Source organism: Rubripirellula tenax (assembly GCF_007860125.1).
Taxonomy (GTDB): Bacteria; Planctomycetota; Planctomycetia; order Pirellulales; family Pirellulaceae; genus Rubripirellula; species Rubripirellula tenax.
The window spans coordinates 1,010,267-1,029,473 of sequence record NZ_SJPW01000002.1 but is presented as its reverse complement, the minus strand read 5'-3'; the positions used below and the strand labels follow the sequence as shown (position 1 = coordinate 1,029,473).

16 protein-coding genes are annotated in these 19,207 nt (G+C 55.2%); 12 read left to right on the top strand and 4 right to left on the bottom strand.

Translation table 11 applies throughout. The features are described 5' to 3' along the window. Window positions 1–34: 34 nt before the first annotated feature. Genes Poly51_RS09640 through Poly51_RS09630 form a run of 3 tightly spaced genes read right to left on the bottom strand, consistent with a single transcriptional unit; the run spans window position 35 to window position 2,865 of the window. Window positions 35–1,087, bottom strand: coding sequence for an aldose epimerase family protein (locus Poly51_RS09640; RefSeq protein ID WP_146456673.1), 1,053 nt, complete (start codon window positions 1,085–1,087; stop codon window positions 35–37). 9 nt (window positions 1,088–1,096) lie between these two features. Continuing rightward, entirely contained in the window at window positions 1,097–2,206 is a 1,110-nt protein-coding gene (locus Poly51_RS09635; RefSeq protein WP_146456671.1) for an L-rhamnose/proton symporter RhaT, read from the bottom strand. Window positions 2,207–2,262: 56 nt separating this feature from the next. Then, window positions 2,263–2,865 carry a GntR family transcriptional regulator gene (locus tag Poly51_RS09630; protein WP_146456669.1) on the bottom strand — a complete coding sequence of 201 codons (603 nt, stop codon included), beginning with the start codon at window positions 2,863–2,865 and terminating at the stop codon, window positions 2,263–2,265. A gap of 138 nt (window positions 2,866–3,003) precedes the next feature. Between Poly51_RS09630 and eda the strand changes: the two genes are divergently transcribed. Continuing rightward, window positions 3,004–3,621, top strand: coding sequence for a bifunctional 4-hydroxy-2-oxoglutarate aldolase/2-dehydro-3-deoxy-phosphogluconate aldolase (eda, locus tag Poly51_RS09625; RefSeq protein ID WP_246114381.1), 618 nt, complete (start codon window positions 3,004–3,006; stop codon window positions 3,619–3,621). A gap of 48 nt (window positions 3,622–3,669) precedes the next feature. After that, window positions 3,670–4,803 carry a sugar kinase gene (locus Poly51_RS09620; protein WP_186775438.1) on the top strand — a complete coding sequence of 378 codons (1,134 nt, stop codon included), beginning with the start codon at window positions 3,670–3,672 and terminating at the stop codon, window positions 4,801–4,803. A 33-nt stretch (window positions 4,804–4,836) separates the two neighbouring features. On the opposite strand, the gene Poly51_RS09615 is transcribed toward Poly51_RS09620, so the two are convergent. Next, window positions 4,837–5,376 (bottom strand): sigma-70 family RNA polymerase sigma factor, encoded by a 540-nt coding sequence (locus Poly51_RS09615; protein WP_146456665.1) that lies wholly within the window; start codon window positions 5,374–5,376, stop codon window positions 4,837–4,839. A 255-nt stretch (window positions 5,377–5,631) separates the two neighbouring features. Here Poly51_RS09615 and Poly51_RS09610 point away from each other — a divergent pair, with 255 nt between their 5' ends. The 10 genes from Poly51_RS09610 to Poly51_RS09565 all read left to right on the top strand — a co-directional run bounded on the left by Poly51_RS09610 (window position 5,632) and on the right by Poly51_RS09565 (window position 19,197). Then, window positions 5,632–6,816: a glycoside hydrolase family 117 protein gene (locus Poly51_RS09610; protein ID WP_146456663.1), complete on the top strand. Its 1,185-nt coding sequence runs from the start codon at window positions 5,632–5,634 to the stop codon at window positions 6,814–6,816. 273 nt (window positions 6,817–7,089) lie between these two features. After that, window positions 7,090–7,884 (top strand): PEP-CTERM sorting domain-containing protein, encoded by a 795-nt coding sequence (locus tag Poly51_RS09605; protein ID WP_146456661.1) that lies wholly within the window; start codon window positions 7,090–7,092, stop codon window positions 7,882–7,884. A 156-nt stretch (window positions 7,885–8,040) separates the two neighbouring features. Then, window positions 8,041–10,143 carry a beta-galactosidase gene (locus Poly51_RS09600; protein WP_146456659.1) on the top strand — a complete coding sequence of 701 codons (2,103 nt, stop codon included), beginning with the start codon at window positions 8,041–8,043 and terminating at the stop codon, window positions 10,141–10,143. A 197-nt stretch (window positions 10,144–10,340) separates the two neighbouring features. Then, entirely contained in the window at window positions 10,341–12,020 is a 1,680-nt protein-coding gene (locus tag Poly51_RS09595) for a sulfatase-like hydrolase/transferase (protein WP_222435816.1), read from the top strand. Between the two features lie 94 nt (window positions 12,021–12,114). After that, on the top strand, window positions 12,115–12,981 hold the full coding sequence (locus Poly51_RS09590) for a glycosyl hydrolase (RefSeq protein WP_246114380.1): 867 nt from the start codon (window positions 12,115–12,117) through the stop codon (window positions 12,979–12,981). Window positions 12,982–13,085: 104 nt separating this feature from the next. After that, on the top strand, window positions 13,086–14,480 hold the full coding sequence (locus Poly51_RS09585) for a sulfatase (protein WP_146456657.1): 1,395 nt from the start codon (window positions 13,086–13,088) through the stop codon (window positions 14,478–14,480). A gap of 120 nt (window positions 14,481–14,600) precedes the next feature. Beyond that, the gene (locus Poly51_RS09580; RefSeq protein WP_146456655.1) at window positions 14,601–15,404 is read left to right on the top strand and encodes a sterol desaturase family protein; all 804 of its coding nucleotides are present in this window, start codon (window positions 14,601–14,603) and stop codon (window positions 15,402–15,404) included. 129 nt (window positions 15,405–15,533) lie between these two features. Then, on the top strand, window positions 15,534–16,793 hold the full coding sequence (locus Poly51_RS09575; protein ID WP_146456653.1) for a hypothetical protein: 1,260 nt from the start codon (window positions 15,534–15,536) through the stop codon (window positions 16,791–16,793). 8 nt (window positions 16,794–16,801) lie between these two features. Then, window positions 16,802–17,509 carry a response regulator gene (locus Poly51_RS09570; protein ID WP_146456651.1) on the top strand — a complete coding sequence of 236 codons (708 nt, stop codon included), beginning with the start codon at window positions 16,802–16,804 and terminating at the stop codon, window positions 17,507–17,509. 32 nt (window positions 17,510–17,541) lie between these two features. Next, window positions 17,542–19,197, top strand: coding sequence for a sensor histidine kinase (locus Poly51_RS09565; protein WP_186775437.1), 1,656 nt, complete (start codon window positions 17,542–17,544; stop codon window positions 19,195–19,197). The last annotated feature ends 10 nt before the right edge of the window (window positions 19,198–19,207 follow it).

Sequence of the window (19,207 nt, the reverse complement as noted above, 5' to 3'; positions counted from 1 at the left end):
ATCGTGATGGAGGAGTGCGGTCGTGCGGCCAGCGTTAGGCCCAACTGAGTTTGTAGATGGTCGTTTCGTTGTACTTCTCGCCGGGGTTCAAGACGCATTTCGGCGCCCCGTCGATGTTGGGACCATTGGGATACTTGGATGTCTCGATACAGAAGGCGCGGAATTGACCAAATTGGTCACCGCTTTCCCGCTTCAGATTGTCCGACGTGTATCGGCCCGTGTACAGCAACGTCCCCGGTTCGGTCGAAAGGACTTCCAGCTTTCGGCCCGTCGTTGGCTCGGTCACTTCGGCAACTTTGTCGAGTTCGCCGGCCGGTTTGTTGAAGGCATAGAAGTGTTCAAAGCCCAACGGCAGTTCGTCGAACGCGTCTCCGATTCGTTTGGGTTGGTTGAAGTCGGCTGCCGTGCCAACAACGTTCTCTTCGTCGCCGACCGGTACATTGGTTTCGTCAGGAACGAGAACACGATCGCTTTTGAGTTGCAAAACGTGATCGAGCACTTTGTCCTTGAAACCGTTCAAGTTGAAGTACGTGTGATTGGTCAGCGATACTGGCGTCGCCTTGTCCGTTTCGGCCTGATAGTTGATTCGAATCTCGTTGTCGTTGGTCAATCGATACTCGACAACGACTTTCAAGTTTCCGGGGAACGATTCATCGCCATCGGCACTATCGAGCGACAACGTCAGCGAAATCGAGTCATCGTTTTCGGCAGTGCCCGCGACGTCCCAAATCCGTTTGTCGAAACCGATCACGCCGCCGTGCAAGTGGTTCGGGCCGTCGTTGGTGGCGACTTGGTGTTCGTTGCCGTCGACAACAAATTTGCCGTCTTTGATTCGGGCGGCGTAGCGTCCGACCAAGCATCCAAAGTAGGGCGAGTTCGTTTTGTATTCGTCCGCAAAATAGCCGTCGAGCGTATCAAAGCCGCAGACGATATCGCTGAGCTTCCCGTCTTTGTCCGGTGTCACGATGGATGTCACCGTGCCGCCGTAGGTGGTGATCTTGACGGTCACGCCGTTGTCGTTTTCGAGCGTGAACAAGTCCACGGCTTGGCCTTGGATCTCACCAAACGCTGCTTTGGAAATTTTCATAGGTTCGAACTACGCGTGAGAGACAAGTTGTTGGATGGGCGAAGAGTTTGCCGCCGCAGGTGCTTGATCGAGCGTTTGGCCGAATGCCAGCACCAAAACACCGATGACCATGCATGCCAGTCCGGTGTAGAGCCAACGTCGGGCCGCCGGCGATGCCTTCGTCCATTCGCCCGTCAAGATTCCGCTGATCACGGCGACAACCAGGCAAGTCGTGTTGAAGATCGCGTAGACAACGATCGGGCCGTTCGCACCCAGGCTGTCCGCCGCGAACGCGTACATCGCCGAAGCGGCGTAGTGAAAGAACGCCATGATGAAGATCAAGATGAAGTTCTTGCCAAACGCCGGAGTCTTAAACTTGCCCCACGCTTTTTTCTTGGACAATTGAAACAGGAAGTAAAGCGTCATCACGACACCGCCGCTTAAAAAGACCGGCAACATGACCGCCATCGCCGTCATCCATCCTGGGTTCCCGTTTGCTTTGACCGCGTCGCCAAGCGGCCCCGCACCATAGGTGAACGCGACGTTGAAACCGGTCGCCAGCAGTCCGCCAAACACGGCGATGAAGATTCCCAACGCGTAAGATTTCGATTGTGTCGATTCTTTGTTTTCGGCCTTGGCATCTTCGGCGGCCTTCAGTGCGACTTCGTCGGCTTCGCGAGTCAGTCCGGCGCGTCCGTTGGAAAGCACGCCCAGCAACACGATCGCAATCCCACTAAGGATCGCGATCATCGCCGGCGTCGAAGGCAGCGGTTGGCCTTTCGAAATCGCGATGCCCAGCGGTAACACGCTGCCGACCAAAATCACGGTGCCGATGAACAGCGAAAAGCCAAGCGACAAACCGATGTGGTCGATGGCTTTGCCCCACATCATGACGCCGACACCCCACAGGAAGCTGGACACGATCATCGTCAACAAGATGCTGGAATCGATTCCCGAGTAGATGTTGCCGACGCCTTTCATCAACGTCAGCGTGGCGATCAAAGGCACCACGAACATCGTCAGCACAAAGAACAGACTCCATTTGTTCTCCTCTTCAAAGTCCGACGTGTATTTGCCGGGAAGGGCATAGAGACCTAGCATGGTCCCCGCAATCAGGGCCGCCGCGATACCAATGAACATATTTCGAGTCCGTCGAACAAATGAGAGGGCGTGGCAGCGTTTCGTATCGCTTGCCGTTACTTGATGTTGGCTTTGATCGCCGCGATGGTCGCTTTGCAGTCTCGTGCCGAAAGAGGCGTGAAGATTTCAAAGTGCTCGCGATAGGTTTGTTGATAGTCGCGAAGACGGGTGTATGTCAGCAACATGCGTGAACAAAGTTGACGCCATGCACCGACCATGTCCTCGCCGCCACAGGCGACCAATATCGATTCGTGGAATTCGATATCGCGCAGTGCGATCGTGGTGGCTTTGCCTTCGTCGCACGCCACTTTCAAGCGATCCAATGCCGCCTCGACGTTGACCAGCGATTTGTCCGAAAGGACGGCGATCCCCTTTTCGATGACATGCGTTTCGATCTGTTGTCGAATCGAAGTGATGAATTTGCGGTCGTCTGGATTGGGTGGATGACGAACCATCACGCCACGATTTGCGTGGTATGCTAGGTACCCTTCCTGCGAGAGTTGAATGAAGGCATCACGTACCGGTCCACGACTGACACCAAAACGGCTTGCCAACTCGATTTCGCGAAGCATCGACCCCGCTTCAAAGCGTCCCGAGACCAAGTCGTCGCGAATTTGATTGGTGACCTGCTCTCGAACGGTTTTAGGTTGCATCGACATGTTCCGAAATCCTTTGCGTGCCTTTCGATGTGACTCTTGAAGGCTTGCTGTTAATTGTTAACATCGTACCGTGCTGCGGGTGCGTTTTCAAGGGTCGATGTGTGACGTTTTAAGATACCAGTTTGTCGGAGAATTAGTTTGATCGAGAAAATTCAGTCGCTCAGGATTGTCCCCGTCGTTGCGATCGAGAGTGCCGATGACGCCGGCCCGCTTGCCGATGCACTGGCCGGTGGCGGACTTCCCATTGCCGAAATCACACTGCGAACCGACGCCGGTTTGGCGGCGATTTCGTCGCTGGCCGATCGTGCGGGATTTTTGGTCGGCGCGGGTACGGTTCACAGCGTGGATCAAGCCAAGCAAGTGGCTGATGCGGGGGCAAAGTTTGTTGTCGCACCGGGCTTCAATCCCAAGACGGTCCAGTGGTGCTTGGACAACGCAATGCCGATCTTTCCCGGTGTCTCCAGTCCGACAGATTTAGAAACCGCGATGGAGTTCGGCCTGAAGATCGTCAAGTTCTTTCCGGCCGAACAAATCGGCGGCGCCCGAATGTTGAAGGCCTTGCAAGGTCCCTACGGCGATATGCGATTCATTCCCACCGGTGGCATCGGCTTGGACAATCTGAGCAGCTATCTTGCCCTACCGTCGGTGGTTGCCTGCGGCGGAAGTTGGATGGTGAAGCCCGAGTTACTTCGCGACGGAAAGTTCGATGAAGTCAAACGATTGACATCCGAAGCTGTTGCCTTGGCCAGCAAATAATGCCGTACCCTTCGTCGGCATGAATCAACCCAACCGTTCGGTACTACGATGACCAAAAAATCTGAGCCCACGAAGCCTGAGCCCCCAAAGCTAAAAACCAAAGCCGCCGAAGATTGCCAGTTCGACCTCGTGTCGCTCGGCGAGGTCATGATTCGCCTTGACCCAGGCGAGACTCGCATTCGTACGGCGCGGCAATTTCAGGTTTGGGAAGGTGGCGGCGAGTACAACGTCGCGCGCGGTTTGCGCCGTTGCTTTGGAATGCGGACCGGATTGGTCAGCGCGTTCGCCGACAACGAAATCGGCCGACTCGCCGAGGACCTGATTCTGCAAGGCGGCGTCGACATGAGTTTCGTTAAGTGGATGCCGTATGACGGGCTCGGTCGAACGATTCGAAACGGACTCAATTTTACCGAGCGTGGGTTTGGGATCCGCGGCGCGGTGGGCTGTCCCGACCGTGGCCTGACCGCGGCCAGCCAATTGAAAGTCGGCGATATCGATTGGGAGCGGCTGTTCGGCAAGCTCGGCGTCCGGTGGTTTCATACCGGCGGAATCTATGCTGCGCTCAGCGACAGCACGCCCGATGTGGTCATCGAAGCGGTCGAGTGCGCCAAGAAGCACGGGACCATCGTCAGCTATGACCTGAATTACCGCCCGTCGCTGTGGAAAGGAATCGGCGGGCACGAAAAGGCACAAGAAGTCAATCGCCGAATCGCAGAGTCCGTCGATGTGATGATCGGAAACGAAGAGGACTTCACGGCGTGTCTGGGGCTTGAGGTCGAAGGCGTCGATGAGAACCTGGCAAATATCGATGTCGAAAAGTTCAAGCAAATGATCCAGCGAGCTGTTGCCGAGTTTCCGAACTTCATTGCCACCGGAACAACGCTTCGTGAAGTCCATTCGGCATCCATCAATGATTGGAGTGCGATCGTTTGGCATGGTGGCGAGTTCTATGAGTCACAGAAGTTTCCGCGTTTGGAAATCATGGACCGGGTCGGCGGTGGCGACAGCTTTGCCAGCGGATTGATCTATGGTTTCTTGACATCCGGTGAACCCGCGAAAGCTGTCAACTACGGCGCCGCCCACGGGGCGCTGGCGATGACCACGCCCGGTGACACGACCATGGTGACTGTCGATGAAGTCGAAAAGGTGATGGCCGGCGGTGGTGCTCGAGTTGTCCGCTAGTGAAAATAGATCGCTAGGGAAAGTCGTTCGCGATCAAAGCGAACCGCTTCCCAGTTCGCTCGCTGCGACGGCGCGTTCAACGCCTTCCCTCAGTCGCTCCCGGATTCGTTTTAACGCCTTGTAAGTGGCGCTCGACTGCATCCCGGACGTCTTCGCCGTTTCGGCGACGGACAAACCCTGCCGATATCGAAGTTCGATCAAACCGCGATCGGTATCGTTCAGGTTCCGGATGCATTCCTGCAGAACTTGGTTGCGTTCGGCCACGGAATCTGAATCAACGATCGGTTCGGACTGCATCAGATCCAGCGAATCGGTGCTGAAGAACAGTTTAGATTTCCCAAGCTGTGTGCGGCGTCGCTTGACTTCGATAAACGCGACACCGAGCGCCCATTTCGAGAAACTCTGGGAAGGGTCAAAACGATCGCGTTTGAGCCATAGCGTCAGATTGGTTTGCTGGGCAATATCGTCGCCATCGGCAAGGCTGGGGGCGAATCTTCCAATGAACGCACGAATGGCGCGACCGTGTTCGGCGATCAAGCATGCAAACTCGTCTTCAGTGAGTGGCGGAGTCACGCGTTAGCACTCATTTTCGAGGAACCGATGCGGGGGCGACCATTGACGCCCCAGTTGTATCTCGATTATTGTTAACAATCAACATGCTGGCGAGTTGCTCTCTGACGTTTTCTGCATTTCGTGGTCGACCACGGATCCCAGGTCTCTAGCGAGCCTGGCCGAGACCGGATTTGTTGCGACTCGCCTTTCACAGACGCCGCCCCGATTCGACGACAATTCGTACGCATTCAGAACGAACCAATACCGAGGACACGTATGAGACTCGCTTCACCAATCATTGCCTTATCCATTTGTCTGTTCCTTACGGTGACATCGCTGGCTCAGGATTCGATTCAGCCGACACCCGAACAAGTCGACTTCCTTGGAATTACCCATCCGGACAAGCTAAGTGCCGCGTCGAAGCGCGCTTTGAAATGGCCCGACATTGGCAATGAATGGTTCGTCGAATTCCAGACACAAGATCTCAAAGGCGACCTCGCCTACCAGGAGGGCGTCATCCGCCGTGATCCCAGCGCGATGATCAAAGAGAATGGGAAGTACTACGTCTGGTACTCGCGTGGTGAAGGGCCGACCCAAGGGTTTGCCGGCGACATTGAAAACGAAAAAGTGTTTCCCTGGGATCGGTGCGACCTGTGGTACGCCACCTCACCCGACGGGATCACTTGGAAAGAAGAAGGGATGGCGGTGCCTCGCGGTGAAAAGGGCGCCTACGATGATCGTTCGGTCTTCACATGCGAAATCATGAAGCATGACGGGATGTACTACCTCTGCTATCAGACCGTTAAATCTCCCTACATGGTGCGCGTCAAAAACCAAATCGGTTTGGCCTGGTCAAAATCACCGGATGGACCTTGGACGAAAAGCAAAGAGCCAATCTTGAGTCCCGCCGACAACGGCGTCTGGGATGGCGACGAAGACAATCGCTTTCACGTCAAAAAGAAGGGTGACTTCGACAGCCACAAAGTTCACGATCCGTGCATCATCCCGTTCAAAGGCAAGTTCTACCTCTACTACAAGGGTGAACAGATGGGCGAAGCGATCACCTTTGGCGGACGTCAAATCCGTCACGGGGTGGCGATTGCCGACAGCCCAAAAGGCCCTTACATCAAGAGCCCTTACAACCCAATCAGCAACAGCGGTCACGAAGTTTGTGTTTGGCCCTACAACGGCGGTATCGCCTCGCTGATCACAACGGACGGCCCCGAAAAGAACACGATCCAGTGGTCACCCGACGGCATCAATTTTGAAATCATGTCAGTGATCAAGGACGCCCCCCACGCCATTGGGCTGAACCGTCACGCCGACAACGAAAAAGAGCCGACCGAGATACTGCGTTGGGGGCTGACGCACCAATACAAGACAGGTGACTACCAATACATCCGCCGTTTTACGTCGCACCGCGTCGTCAGCCACACCGCCAAGGGCGAAGTAGCCAAGTAACGCTTTTCACGTGACTTGGCTCTGCGGCGACCGATTGCGGCCGTATCGTGGCCATGGGCGGAATGGAAAATTTGAGGAAAATCACCCATGTGGGTGAGTTTGGCACATGCCCCCGGACCTTAGGTTGTCTACAATTAACAAAGAATCGCGTTTTTGTCGGTGGTTTGCCATTGGCCTGCAGGAGGGGCATTTTTAACTTCCGTTACTTAGCGCCGTTTGTGATCGCACTTCCAGCACAACGAAAAAGAAGCAAGACAAGAGAGGATTAATGAAATGAAAACGTCACTCGCAATCATGGCTGCCACTGCCATGGCCTCCCTTCTAACAACGGCAGCAGCCTCGGCTGACATCGTTAACTACTCCACCAGCTTTTCTGATAGTGACTCCCCCGCCTTCGCGGATGGTGGCTTAAACGGCCAGAACACCTGGGTTGCCCACCCTAGTTACAGTGTTTCCGATGCGGCAGGAGTGGGACTCCTCGGGCGCGTCAATGCTGCCGGCCCGGTCCATACCGGTAGCTCCGCGAACGTAACTAGCGAACTTGCCGCCGGTAAGACGCTCACGCTCACACTCGATATGAACTTTGTGGGAACGTTCGCGAATCAGAACAGCGGGGCTTGGTATATCGGGCTTTCCAATAGCGCCGCCAATATGAGTGACTCCGCAACAGCTGCTATCGGAAGTTCCGTTTTTCAAAATAACACGAACAGCAATTTTTGGCTTTCAGCGATTGGCTTCACTAGCAAGTTCGACACGGAGATTGCTTTTGATGACGCCTACCGCACTGTGACGACCACGATTACTAGATCAGCGACAACGAACCTTTTTGATATCACCTCCGAATTGGCTGGCGCATCGACTTCTTACACCATGACTCACGCCGGTCTTTGGACGGGAGCGGACGACGCATATCTGGGATTTCGGTTCCGCGGAAACCAGAATGGCAATGTCAACTTGATCAGTATCAGTTCAGGTGCCGTCTCTGTCCCCGAACCATCGAGTCTGGCACTGATGGGCTTGGCTTCCGTCGGATTGGGAATCTGTATTCGGCGCCGAAAGAACCAATAATCACAAATTCAATTTGCAGAACATCAACGCTTTGATCATTCGGATCGAGGCGTTTTTTTTGCGAATGTTGGCATCGGCGAAGGCTAGGGTGGAGGCTTCATCCGGGTCCGTTCCCTGACGCTCCTTGCCGCCCCCATCACTATCGTCGAAGCTGTCATGTCAATCGTTGAATACCGCTACTGCATCTGTATCCTGCTCTCATTCAGTTTTGTCGGTTCGAGCGTCTCAGCGGATGATGCATCGGACGCGAAACGCGTACTATTTAGCTTCGACGATGAAAGTCAGCTTGCCGGTATCGAAGCCCGCGACATGAAGTTGTCGATCGCCGAATCGGGATCCGGCACGAAGTTGCAGGTCCAATCGGGGCACGAGATCGACTGGCCAGGCATCACGCTGAAACCGAAGGGTGAATTCTGGGATGGCTCGCCTTATCAACGTTTCGCGATGGACGTCTCCAACACTGGTGATACAGGGTTTGAACTCGGGCTGCGGATCGATAACCCCGGTGGCGACGGGCAAACCGATAGCGTGACCGTGATGACTTTTGTCAAACCCGGCGAGTCGCGAACCGTTTCGGCCAGCCTTTCTGATACACCGTGGCAGTTTTCCAAACCGCTCAAGCTTCACGGCATGCACGCAGCACCGGGGCAACAAGCGATCGACCCAGCAAAGATCAAAGAAGTCATTCTCTTTCTGCGAACGCCAAACACCGACCATCAGTTCACGATCGATAATGTTCGATTTGAAAAGCCGGTGACGGTCTTGGACCGAGATGCATTTTTGCCTTTCATCGACGAGTACGGCCAATACATCCACGGTGAGTGGCCAGGCAAGATTCATTCTGATGAGCAATTGATCCAGAACCGCGAATCGGAACAGAAAGAACTGGCCGAGCATCCGGGGCCCAAGAGTTTCAATCGTTTCGGTGGCTGGCAAGACGGTCCCAAGAGTGAACCGGGCAAGTTTTTTCGCACGGAAAAGCACGACGGAAAATGGTGGCTGATCGATCCCGACGGGTGTCGATTTTGGTCCCACGGTATTGATGCGGTTTCGATTCGTTTCGGAGGAACCGGAATCGATGACCGCGAGGACTACTTTCGCAATCTTCCATCCAAGGATGTTCCGCTTGGCCAGTTTTACAATACCAGTACTTGGGCGTTCGGATTTTATGCCGATCGTGTCCCCTTTGAAATGTACAACTTCTACACCGCGAACTTGTATCGCAAGTATGGCGGCGATTGGCCCGCCGAGTTTGCCGACGTCGCTCATAAACGTCTGCGAAGTTGGGGATTGAACACGCTTGCATCGTGGTCCGACCCGGCCGTCTACCTGCAACACAGAACTCCTTACACCGCTTTCGTTTACGTCGAGGACTGCCCGACGCTTGATGGCGCTCAGAAAATGTGGACAAAGTTCGCCGACGTTTTCGATCCCAAGTTTCGCGAATCGGTGGTTGCGGGAATCGAAAAGTGTGGTGAATCGATCGGTGATCCTTGGTGTCTCGGGTTCTATGTCGACAACGAATTGTTTTGGGGTGACAACAACTCGTTGGCGCTATGGACGCTCGCGTGTCCGGCAACTCAGGCGGCGAAGCAAACGTTTGTGGCCGACTTAAAAGCCAAGTACGAGACCATCGAAAAGTTGAACGAGGCTTGGGGGACCGCGCATGAAAACTGGGAAGCGTTTACGGAAAGCACGACGCTGCCGGACGCGGCCAAAGCCGCTGATGACTTGCATGCGTTCTCGGTCAAGTTTGCCGAAACCTATTTCGCGACGGTGAAAGACGAACTCGACAAAGCGGCGCCGGGTCAATTGTATCTCGGTTGCCGATTCATCTGGTTCAACGATGTCAGTCTGCGAGCCGCTTCGGATTCCTGTGATGTGGTCAGTTTCAATCAATATCGATACGACGTGTCTGACTTGCATTCGTCGGAAGGGACGGACAGGCCGATCATGATTGGCGAGTTCCATTTCGGCGCACTCGATCGTGGGCTGTTTCATCCGACGAAAGTACCAGCGCGAGATCAAGAGCATCGTGCGGAATGTTACAAAGATTTCTTGCACAGCGCGCTGGCCAACCCGAACATCGTCGGTACGCATTGGTTCCAGTACACGTCGGAACCAACCGCCGGTCGTGGCGACGGCGAAAACTACCAAGTCGGTTTTGTTGACAACTGTGACACGCCGTATGAGGAAACGATCAACGCGGCGCGCCAAATCGGAAGGGAAATGTACGAGTACCGCGCTGCGTCGGAATAGGTTCTCGTCGGAGACATAGCAAACGACCGCGGAGCGTTCGCCCACACTTTTTGACTAAATTTTGACGAAGGATTGAGCGGAAAATAACTGTCGTGACTCGGGCACTCTTGCCCGAGATGTTCGCGACGGGCAAGAATGCCCTTCGTACATTTATTTCCCGCTCGATCCTAAGTACTGACAGCGATCGAGACTAAACAATGACTATGAAATCGGTCGTCCTGTGCATGATTGTGCTGGTCACAAGTCTGGCTTGTGCGGCTGAGAGGCCGAACATCGTCATCATCATGTCTGATGATTCCGGCTACACCGATTTGGGGTGCTACGGCGGTGAAATCGACACTCCCAATCTAGACGCCTTGGCGGCGCAAGGGATGCGGCTGAGCAACTTTTATTCGAATGGCCGTTGTAGTCCAACTCGCGCGTCATTGATGAGCGGATTGGAATGCGCGAAGGTTGGCTTCGGCGGCGGATCGCTGGGCGATTGGCCGCGTGAGATGCCGTATCCGGCGCATCGCGGTCGACTGCCGTACGAGATACCGCTATTGCCTGAACTGCTCAAGGTAGCCGGCTACCACACGATGATGTCAGGCAAGTGGCATTTGGGTGGTAGTCTGATGAAGGACTCGTCCGTAAGGCAGGACGAATGGAAGAAGACCCACGAAGGTTGGGAGTTGACCGATGCCGAGATTCAATCCGACTTTAATGCGCTGCCGAGCCAACGTGGTTTCGATGAATATTTTGGGCTGTACGGTGCACAGGACGACTTCTTTGCTCTCCCCGGCCAACCCCATCGAATCATGGATGGGAACAAGCCTGCAAAGCTGGACTACAGCCAGAGCTATGCGATGCACTGCTACGTGGACAAGCCGGGCGGGCGATCCAGCAAGAATCACGGGAAGACCGGCAAGGCGTTTTACGACACCGATGGCGTCACGGACCGGGCGATCGAAATGATCGAAGGGGCATCGGGAACGGACAAACCACCATTCCTGATGTACGTCGCGTATCGGGCCCCGCACAAACCTTTGCAAGCACCGGAGGAACTGGTGCAGAAATACTTGCCTCGATTTCAGGAACTGACCAAGGTGGCGTCAAATCGTGCGGCCGGGCTGAAGGCAAACGGTCTGTTTCCACAATCGGCGGAAGCCCACCGACGATGGATTCCCAATGTCACGGACAAGGCGTTCCGGCTGCAGTTGGCGATTCATGCTGCCATGATGGAGAAGGTCGATGAGAACGTCGGTCGGGTGATCGACGCTCTGAAAGCATCCGGCGAGTTTGATAGCAGCCTAATCATCTACTTGTCTGACAACGGTTGTGCTTCGCATGTCGACGGTTTTATGAACACGCCCTACGTGGGTTCCAAGGCGCTGGTGTGGGAGGGCGGAACCAAGACGCACTTCATGGCCGTGTGGCCAGATCACATCAAGCCAGGATCCATTTCAAACAATCAGTCTTGGGTGGGTGACGTTGCGCCAACGTGCCTTGAAGTCGCCGGAGTCGAGTATCCCGATTCGTTCCGTGGCCAACAACTCCGGGGGCTGGATGGTCGCAGCATGTTGAAGACGCTGATGGGCGAGACCATGGCGCCTATGGAGGCTCTGTTCTTCAACGACAAGGGGCAACAGAGCGTCATCTACCAGGGCCGTTGGAAACTGCTGATCGAGCCTGGGTGGTACTTGCAGACGGTGAAAGCGACTGGCATAGCTTACGAGCTATACGATCTTGAAAAAGATCCTGCCGAAACAAAAAACTTGGCGGATTCTGATCTCGCCATGGTACAGCGACTCGCCAAGATGTGTGAAACATGGAAACAGGATTCGGGCATCGTCGACTACGCCGAGATCATCAAAGTCCGTCCAAAGGATCCGTTCTAATTCGCACGTACAGTGATCGTGCAGTGATGACGTCTGGTCAACCGAGTTTCGTTCGCTATTTCCGTTCAACCAATATTCTTGAAGAGCATTGACCTTGAAACGATTGCTTCCTTTCGTATTGACGTGTCTTGTCCTCTCGCAGTCCGCTGCCGCGCAGCCATTTTTCGGTGAAGGGCAAGATCCCAAGCCAACAGGAAGAGTTTGGTTGCCCGTCGAACCGCTTTCCGACGAGTTCGATGGTTCGGCGTTGAACAAAGACAAGTGGAATGCTGACCCGGCCGCCAAGGGGTGGGGATGGATCGGTCGTCCGCCGGGACTCTTTCAAGAGAGTAGCATCAAGGTCGCCGATGGTCACATGAATGTGACCGTTGGGAAACTTGACGAGCCCAAGGTCATCCACGGACACGAATTCAAGTATCACGGGGCGATCATCCGGTCGCGAACCCCGGGCGATGTCGGCATGTATTTTGAATGCCGGATGAAGGCCAACGCAACCGAAATGTCATCCACGTTCTGGTTGATGACTCCGTCGGACAGCGAACAGAAGTTGGAACTTGATATCCAAGAGTGCGTCGGGCGAACGTCTGACAAGACCGATGGTTGGGGCAGATCATGGAACAAGATCTTTCATTCGAACATGATTCGTCGACCTACGAAGGATCAGCCCGAGAAGGATCAATTACAGGGCTCTGTTCCCACCGAAACGAAGAACTCGGAACGCTTTTACGTCTACGGAGCGTGGTGGAAGTCGCCGCGTGAAGTCATGTTTTACCTCGACGGAAAATACACCTATTCCATCAAACCCAACGTCGACTGGGATGTCCCCTCGCACTACCAAATGGCGATTGAAACGTACGATTGGAACCCCGTGCCTGAGGACGGTGGATTGATCGCAAGCGGTACCAAGGAAGAGCGAACGACCCAGTACGATTGGATTCGGACTTGGAAGCTTGCGGAGTAGTTCGATGTAAATTTGGGAACAGAATCACGTGTTGAATGCGTCCACGGACCATCAGGGGATGGATGCACATCCGCAAGTTCAAAAAAAATTGACTGAAGTATCCAATGAAACATCCAGTCCTGCTCGGCCGATCCTTTTTGATCGGGCTCTCCGTTCTGGTTTGCTCGTCTCTATTTGCCAGTGGGCCGCCCAATATCGTTTTGCTATTTGCTGATGATGCGGGCTATGCGGACTTTGGATTTCACGGCAGTCGTGAGATGCGAACGCCACGTTTGGACGCTCTTGCCGAAGAGGGCATGTTGTTCGAACAGGCGTATGTCACGGCGGCTGTGTGCGGGCCCTCGCGTGCTGGGCTGCTGACCGGTCGGTATCAGCAACGTTTCGGCTTTGAAGAGAACAACGTTCCCGGATACATGAGCGAATCATGTCTGCCAGATAATGAGATGGGACTGCCGCTCGATCAAACCACGGTTGCTGATCATTTGAAAACGCTTGGTTACCGAACGGCGCTGATCGGAAAATGGCACCAAGGTAATGCCGAACGATTTCACCCGCTGCATCGTGGCTTTGACGAATTCTATGGTTTCCGTGGTGGTGCTCGCAGCTACTTTGCGTTCGGTAACGGCAATCCGAACCATCGCCCCGAAGACCGGATCGAACGAGGCATCGGAGACTTTGCGGAGTCCGACAAGTATCTGACAGACGCTTTCGCGGATGAGACGATCGCTTTCATCGAGCGAAACCAAAGCGGTCCGTTTTTTGTCATGCTCTCGTTCAACGCGGTTCACAATCCGATGCAGGCCGAAGCAAAGGACATCGAAGAGTTTCCCAACCTGGCCGGCACGCGCCGGCAGCTAGCCGCAATGACGTTGTCGATGGATCGAGCGTGTGGTCGCGTGCTGGACAAGTTGACTGAGCTGAAACTTGATGAGAACACGATCGTGATTTTCACCAACGACAACGGCGGCCCCAGTGATGCTAATGCCTCGGACAACTCACCACTGAGTGGAACGAAAGCGACTCATTTGGAAGGCGGCATTCGTGTCCCATTCGTGATGCGTTGGCCCGGTGTCACCAAGCCGGCGTCAAAGTACGAGCACTCCATCAGCATGTTTGATCTGCTGCCAACGTTCTATGCAGCAGCCGGCGGGAACGTGGGTGATTTGAAGAAGGTCGATGGCGTTGATCTACGGCCGTTCGTAGCTGCCGAAAACAAGGCTCGGCCTCACCAAACCCTCTTTTGGAAGAAGGAATCTCGCGGGGCTGTGCGCGATGGCAATTGGAAGTTGATTCGCTTTCCGGACCGTCCCGCAGAGCTATACGATGTGAGCAAAGATGTCGCCGAAACGAACAACCTAGCCGGCGCCCATCCGGACAGGGTGAAAGCCATGTTCAAGCAGTTGTTCGCATGGGAAATGACGCTCGAGCGTACGAAATGGCAGCTCAAGCGGGAATACGAGGGCGCCGACTTGAAGCACATGGACGAGTACCGAAAGTAGTTGGCGTCGGTCTTCGTGCCTCATTCTGCTCTTACCGATTGGGGTCGCTTGCCTTTATGATGCGGCGAGGCGATCTCGATCATTCGGTCGGCAACGCCACTCAACGGACGGAGCGATGGAATGACGGGATTAGGGTTTGGTTTGTACTTTGCCGCAGTGGTGGGACTGTTTTTTTGGACTCGTTCCTATACCTGGACCGAAGCCGAAGCCATGCCGCCGACGGGCAAGAAGCCGGGCTTCGGAAAACAAATCAGATTGAGTCAAGCAGCTCGCGACTTGTTCAAATTCTGGGGACCACGCGTCTTGGGTGTCGCTTGCATCGTCAGTTTGCTGGTTCGCATCGTCACGGGCCAGCCCACGTGGTGGGATCTGGTCGTCGCCGTCGGGGTCGTCGCGTCTTGGCCGATCCAGGAATGGTTGATTCATGCGTGGTTGGAACATCGTCCCCCCATTCGCATCGGCGGCCGCGAAGTCGAGCTGTTGATCACCAAGACGCACCGGGCTCACCACCGAAATCCGTGGGATCCCAAGTTCGGGCTGACCACGACCTACTTCGTGATCGCTTTCGTAGGTGGCGTTCCAATGATGTGGGCGATCCCCTATTTGTTGGGTTGGCTGACGCTGGGTGCCGCGATGACCGGTAACTTGGTGACGTTCGCATTGATTTTGAACTACGAATGGGTCCACTTTTTGATTCACACATCGTACGTGCCGCAGGGACGAATTTACCGGCGACTTTGGCGTAACCATCGCTTGCACCATTTCCAGAACGAGAACTATTGGTTCGGGCTAACGATGTTGGGTGGCGATCAGTTGCTCGGAACGCACCCCAAGAAGGATGCCGCCGGTCATTCGCAAACGGTTATGAATTTGGGTGTCGATCCGGTCGATCCAGCCAGTTCCGTCGGGGCGAAGGCCGGTTGATTGCCGATTCGTCGCATGGATGACGTGCGAACGATCTCGTTACAAACCTGTTACGTCACCGACGTGATGAGACGCGTAAGATCGCAAGTGAATCGCCACTTGGTTCTTACTCGAAAACAGGATTCTGTCATGAACCGCCTAAACCGATCCGTTTCCGTCGCGGCAATCTGCTTTGCCGCAATCTGCTTCGCTGCGAATTCCGCAGTTGCGGGTGATCCTGTTTCAAGGTGTCGCACACCCGATCCGATCGCGTGTTTGATAACAGCCGCTTCCGATCCAGACTTTGACGTTCAATCGCCGCTTGCAAGTAGTTGGATCGACTCGGTACGTCGTCGCGGTACGGCGGGCTTGGACGAACTGCTCGATCGGCTTTCGCCAGAGCAACGTGAAATAGCCACGATCAAACAGGTCATCGATCGCGTTGCTGCGCAGAAGGACGCGTCAACGTCACGGCTGTACTGGCATACGTCGCTTGACGATGCGAAGGCCGTATCGAAGGCGACGGGCAAGCCGATTTTGAGTCTCCGTCTGCTCGGTCGGTTGGACGAAGAACGTAGCTGTGCCAACAGCCGGTTCTTTCGGACGACGCTGTATCCGGTAACAACCGTTTCGAAGCGTTTGCGATCTCACTATGTTCTGCACTGGCAATCGGTGCGAGAGGTTCCCCTGGTTACCATCGATATGGGACAGGGGCGAACGCTGGTGCAACCTATCATCGGCAACAGCGTCCACCTGATGCTGGATTCGAATGGTGTTGCAATCGACGCGATGCCGGGTTTGGTGACGGCCGAGCGGTTCGTCCAGTGGTTGCAGGAAACGGATGATCTTTGGCGTCGACTTCAATCACTCGATTCGGGGCTGCATCATTCCTTGATCGCACGACACCATGGCGATCGCGCGGCGAAACGACGTAGTGAATCCCGTCTTGCCATCGCGGCCGACCAAGCGGTCCATGACGTCAATCCATTCGATCGGGGCTGGGTCGAACTTGCCCAACACGAAGTCTCTGGGGGTAAGCTTGTCGTGAAGGTTGAGCAACCGATTGCCGAAGTGGCGATGGTGACAACGGTCGGCAAGTCAGCCGTCGAGACGCCCCTATTGCGTGCCGTCATGCAGAGCGAATCGATGATCGCCCGCGATACGGTTTTCAATCTCTACGTTTTGCAGACTCGCATCGATGACTGGTTCGCCGATGCTGATGCTTTGATGACGGAATCGCAATTGACGCCGCGGATCTACGCCAACGTGTTTCTGATGCCGCTGGACGATCCTTGGTTGGGACTTTCTCGCGATGAAGCGTTTGTTGCTATCGGCCGGGATGGAAAGGCCACATCGACTAAGATGGAGTCACCGTTGGGTCGGCTTCCGCAATCCAGCGATTCTCATTAGAAGCAACGATGGATCCGCACCGAATCTTGACCATTGAAGACGACGCCGCGATTCGCCGTGGCATCACGGATGCCCTGCGAGCCGGCGGTTACGTCGCATGGCAAGCGGGAACGTTCGACGATGCCATCACGATGGCAATGGGAAAGCCCTGTGATTTGGTGCTGTTGGATTTGGTGCTGCCTGGTGGCGACGGACTGGACGTGTTGGCGACGATCCGCCGCGAAAGACCGTTGCTGCCGGTAATCATTCTGACCGCACGGGGCGAGTCGTCGGATCGTGTGCGTGGATTGAAGCTAGGTGCCGACGATTACGTCGTCAAACCGTTCAGCGTCGACGAACTGCTCGCCCGCGTCGAAGCCGTGTTGCGACGGGCGCCGCCACGGGCTGCGTCGGGTGTTGAAATTGAAGTGCCCGATGTCACGGTTGACTGGGCGACTCGGACGTTGGCGTCGGCATGCGGCACCGAAGTGTTGTCGGATCGCGAATCAATGCTGTTAGAATATTTGGCCCGTCGTTCGGGTCGGGTGATCTCTCGCGAAGAGTTGCTGCAGGGTGTCTGGCAAATCGATGCCAAGGGACTGACCACGCGAACGGTTGATATGCACGTTGCCCGGCTTCGTGAAAAGCTTCGTCGCGTCTGCGGCGACGTCGAACTGATCCAAACCGTTCGTGGAAGCGGCTATGCCTTCGACACGCGTTGGGTTGCCCCGTCATGATGCGAGCGTGGTGGTGGACATGGAAGCAGACGATGACGCGGCCTCGGTCGCTTTGGTGCGTGTTGATCTTTGCCGCGATCACCACGGGATTAGGGTTGGCGATGTTGTCGCGACATGCCACCGGACTTGCAAAGGCGAGGCAGTCCAGTGAGGCACGCGAGAATTTGCAGCAGAACGTTCGTGTGGCGCTGTGGCGACTCGATTCGCGGTTGGGGCCGATGGTCGCGACGATGAACGATCAAAACGAGGCCGCGATGGAATTGAACCGCGATGGGGGATGGGGACACGGCTGGTTTTCCGTGCAGCCGATGTTGCCTTGGGAAAAGACGGTGCCTCGGCAAAAGGCCGTGAAAGACTCGGCAACATATCGCTATGAAGATCGGGCCGCCAAGAATGGCATGGAGATGACAAGCGACACTGCGTCCTGGTTGAACGAGTTGAGAACTTTGGTATCACCGGATGAATGGATGACGGTCATTTCCAATTCATTTCCCAAACGAATTGCGGACCCGATCGAAGCTGTCGCATCGAACCGTGATCAGGTCGAGTTGCAGAATCGGATGCAAGCCGTTCAACAACAAATGTCGTTCAACCAATCGGCGCAGTTTTCTTTGGCTGCTGAGCTCTCAATGAGCGGACAGCCAACGGAGATTCTTCCGGTGTGGGTGAAGGGCGAACTGTTTGTCGTTCGATCATGCGAGTCGCTTCAGTGCGCAGTGACGGCGACGTGGGTCGACTGGCCAGCGTTGAAAGATTCGTTGATTGCGGACGTGTCAGACTTGTTGGCGGACGTCGATATCGTCGCGACCCGTCCCGCCGACACTCCACGTCCAGAGACTACTTTGGCCGCGTTGCCGTTACGGTTGGTGGTCCCGCCACCGATGGTCGCGTCGTCGATTGATTCGGCTACGGCCACGGCGCTGGGGTTGGCGTGGGCTGCCTGGCTTTCCGCCGTTGTCCTTGCCGCATTGACGCTGGATCGATTGATGTCGTTGACACAACGTCGCGCCGCTTTTGTGTCGGCTGTGACGCACGAGCTTCGCACGCCGTTGACGACATTCCGGCTCTATACCGACTTGCTGCAACGTGGTGCCATTTCGGATGAAGAACAGCGTCGTGAGTACCTGCAAACGCTCAGCACCGAAGCCGATCGCTTGACGCACCTGGTTGACAATGTGCTTCGCTATTCAAAATTGCAACAAACTTCGTCACCCCTGGCGATGGAAACGGTAAACGTTTCGGATTGGATCGAGAGAATTCGTGGTCGTTTGGTCGATCGCTTGGCGATGTCGAACATGACGCTTGAGATAGCGCAACGTGGCGACGGCGACTGGCGAACCGATCCACTTGCGATGGAGCAAGTCCTTTTCAACTTGATCGACAACGCAGCCAAATACGCAGTCACAGCAACGGATCGAACTGTTTGTTTGCGTATCGATGTCGATCTGAGCAGCGTGAAATTTGAAGTTTCAGATCACGGGCCAGGCGTCCCGCAAACATTTGCGGCATCGTTGTTCCAGCCGTTTACGAAGTCAGCAGAGCGTGCCGCCGAGACGGCCGTGGGTGTCGGATTGGGCTTGGCGCTCGCTAGGCAAACGATGGAGGCGTTGGGGGGGGAAATCGATTACGTCGAAGCACCCGACGGCGGCGCGGTCTTCCGAATCGAGTCGCCGCGCCGTCATTCGTGATGGCTAGCGA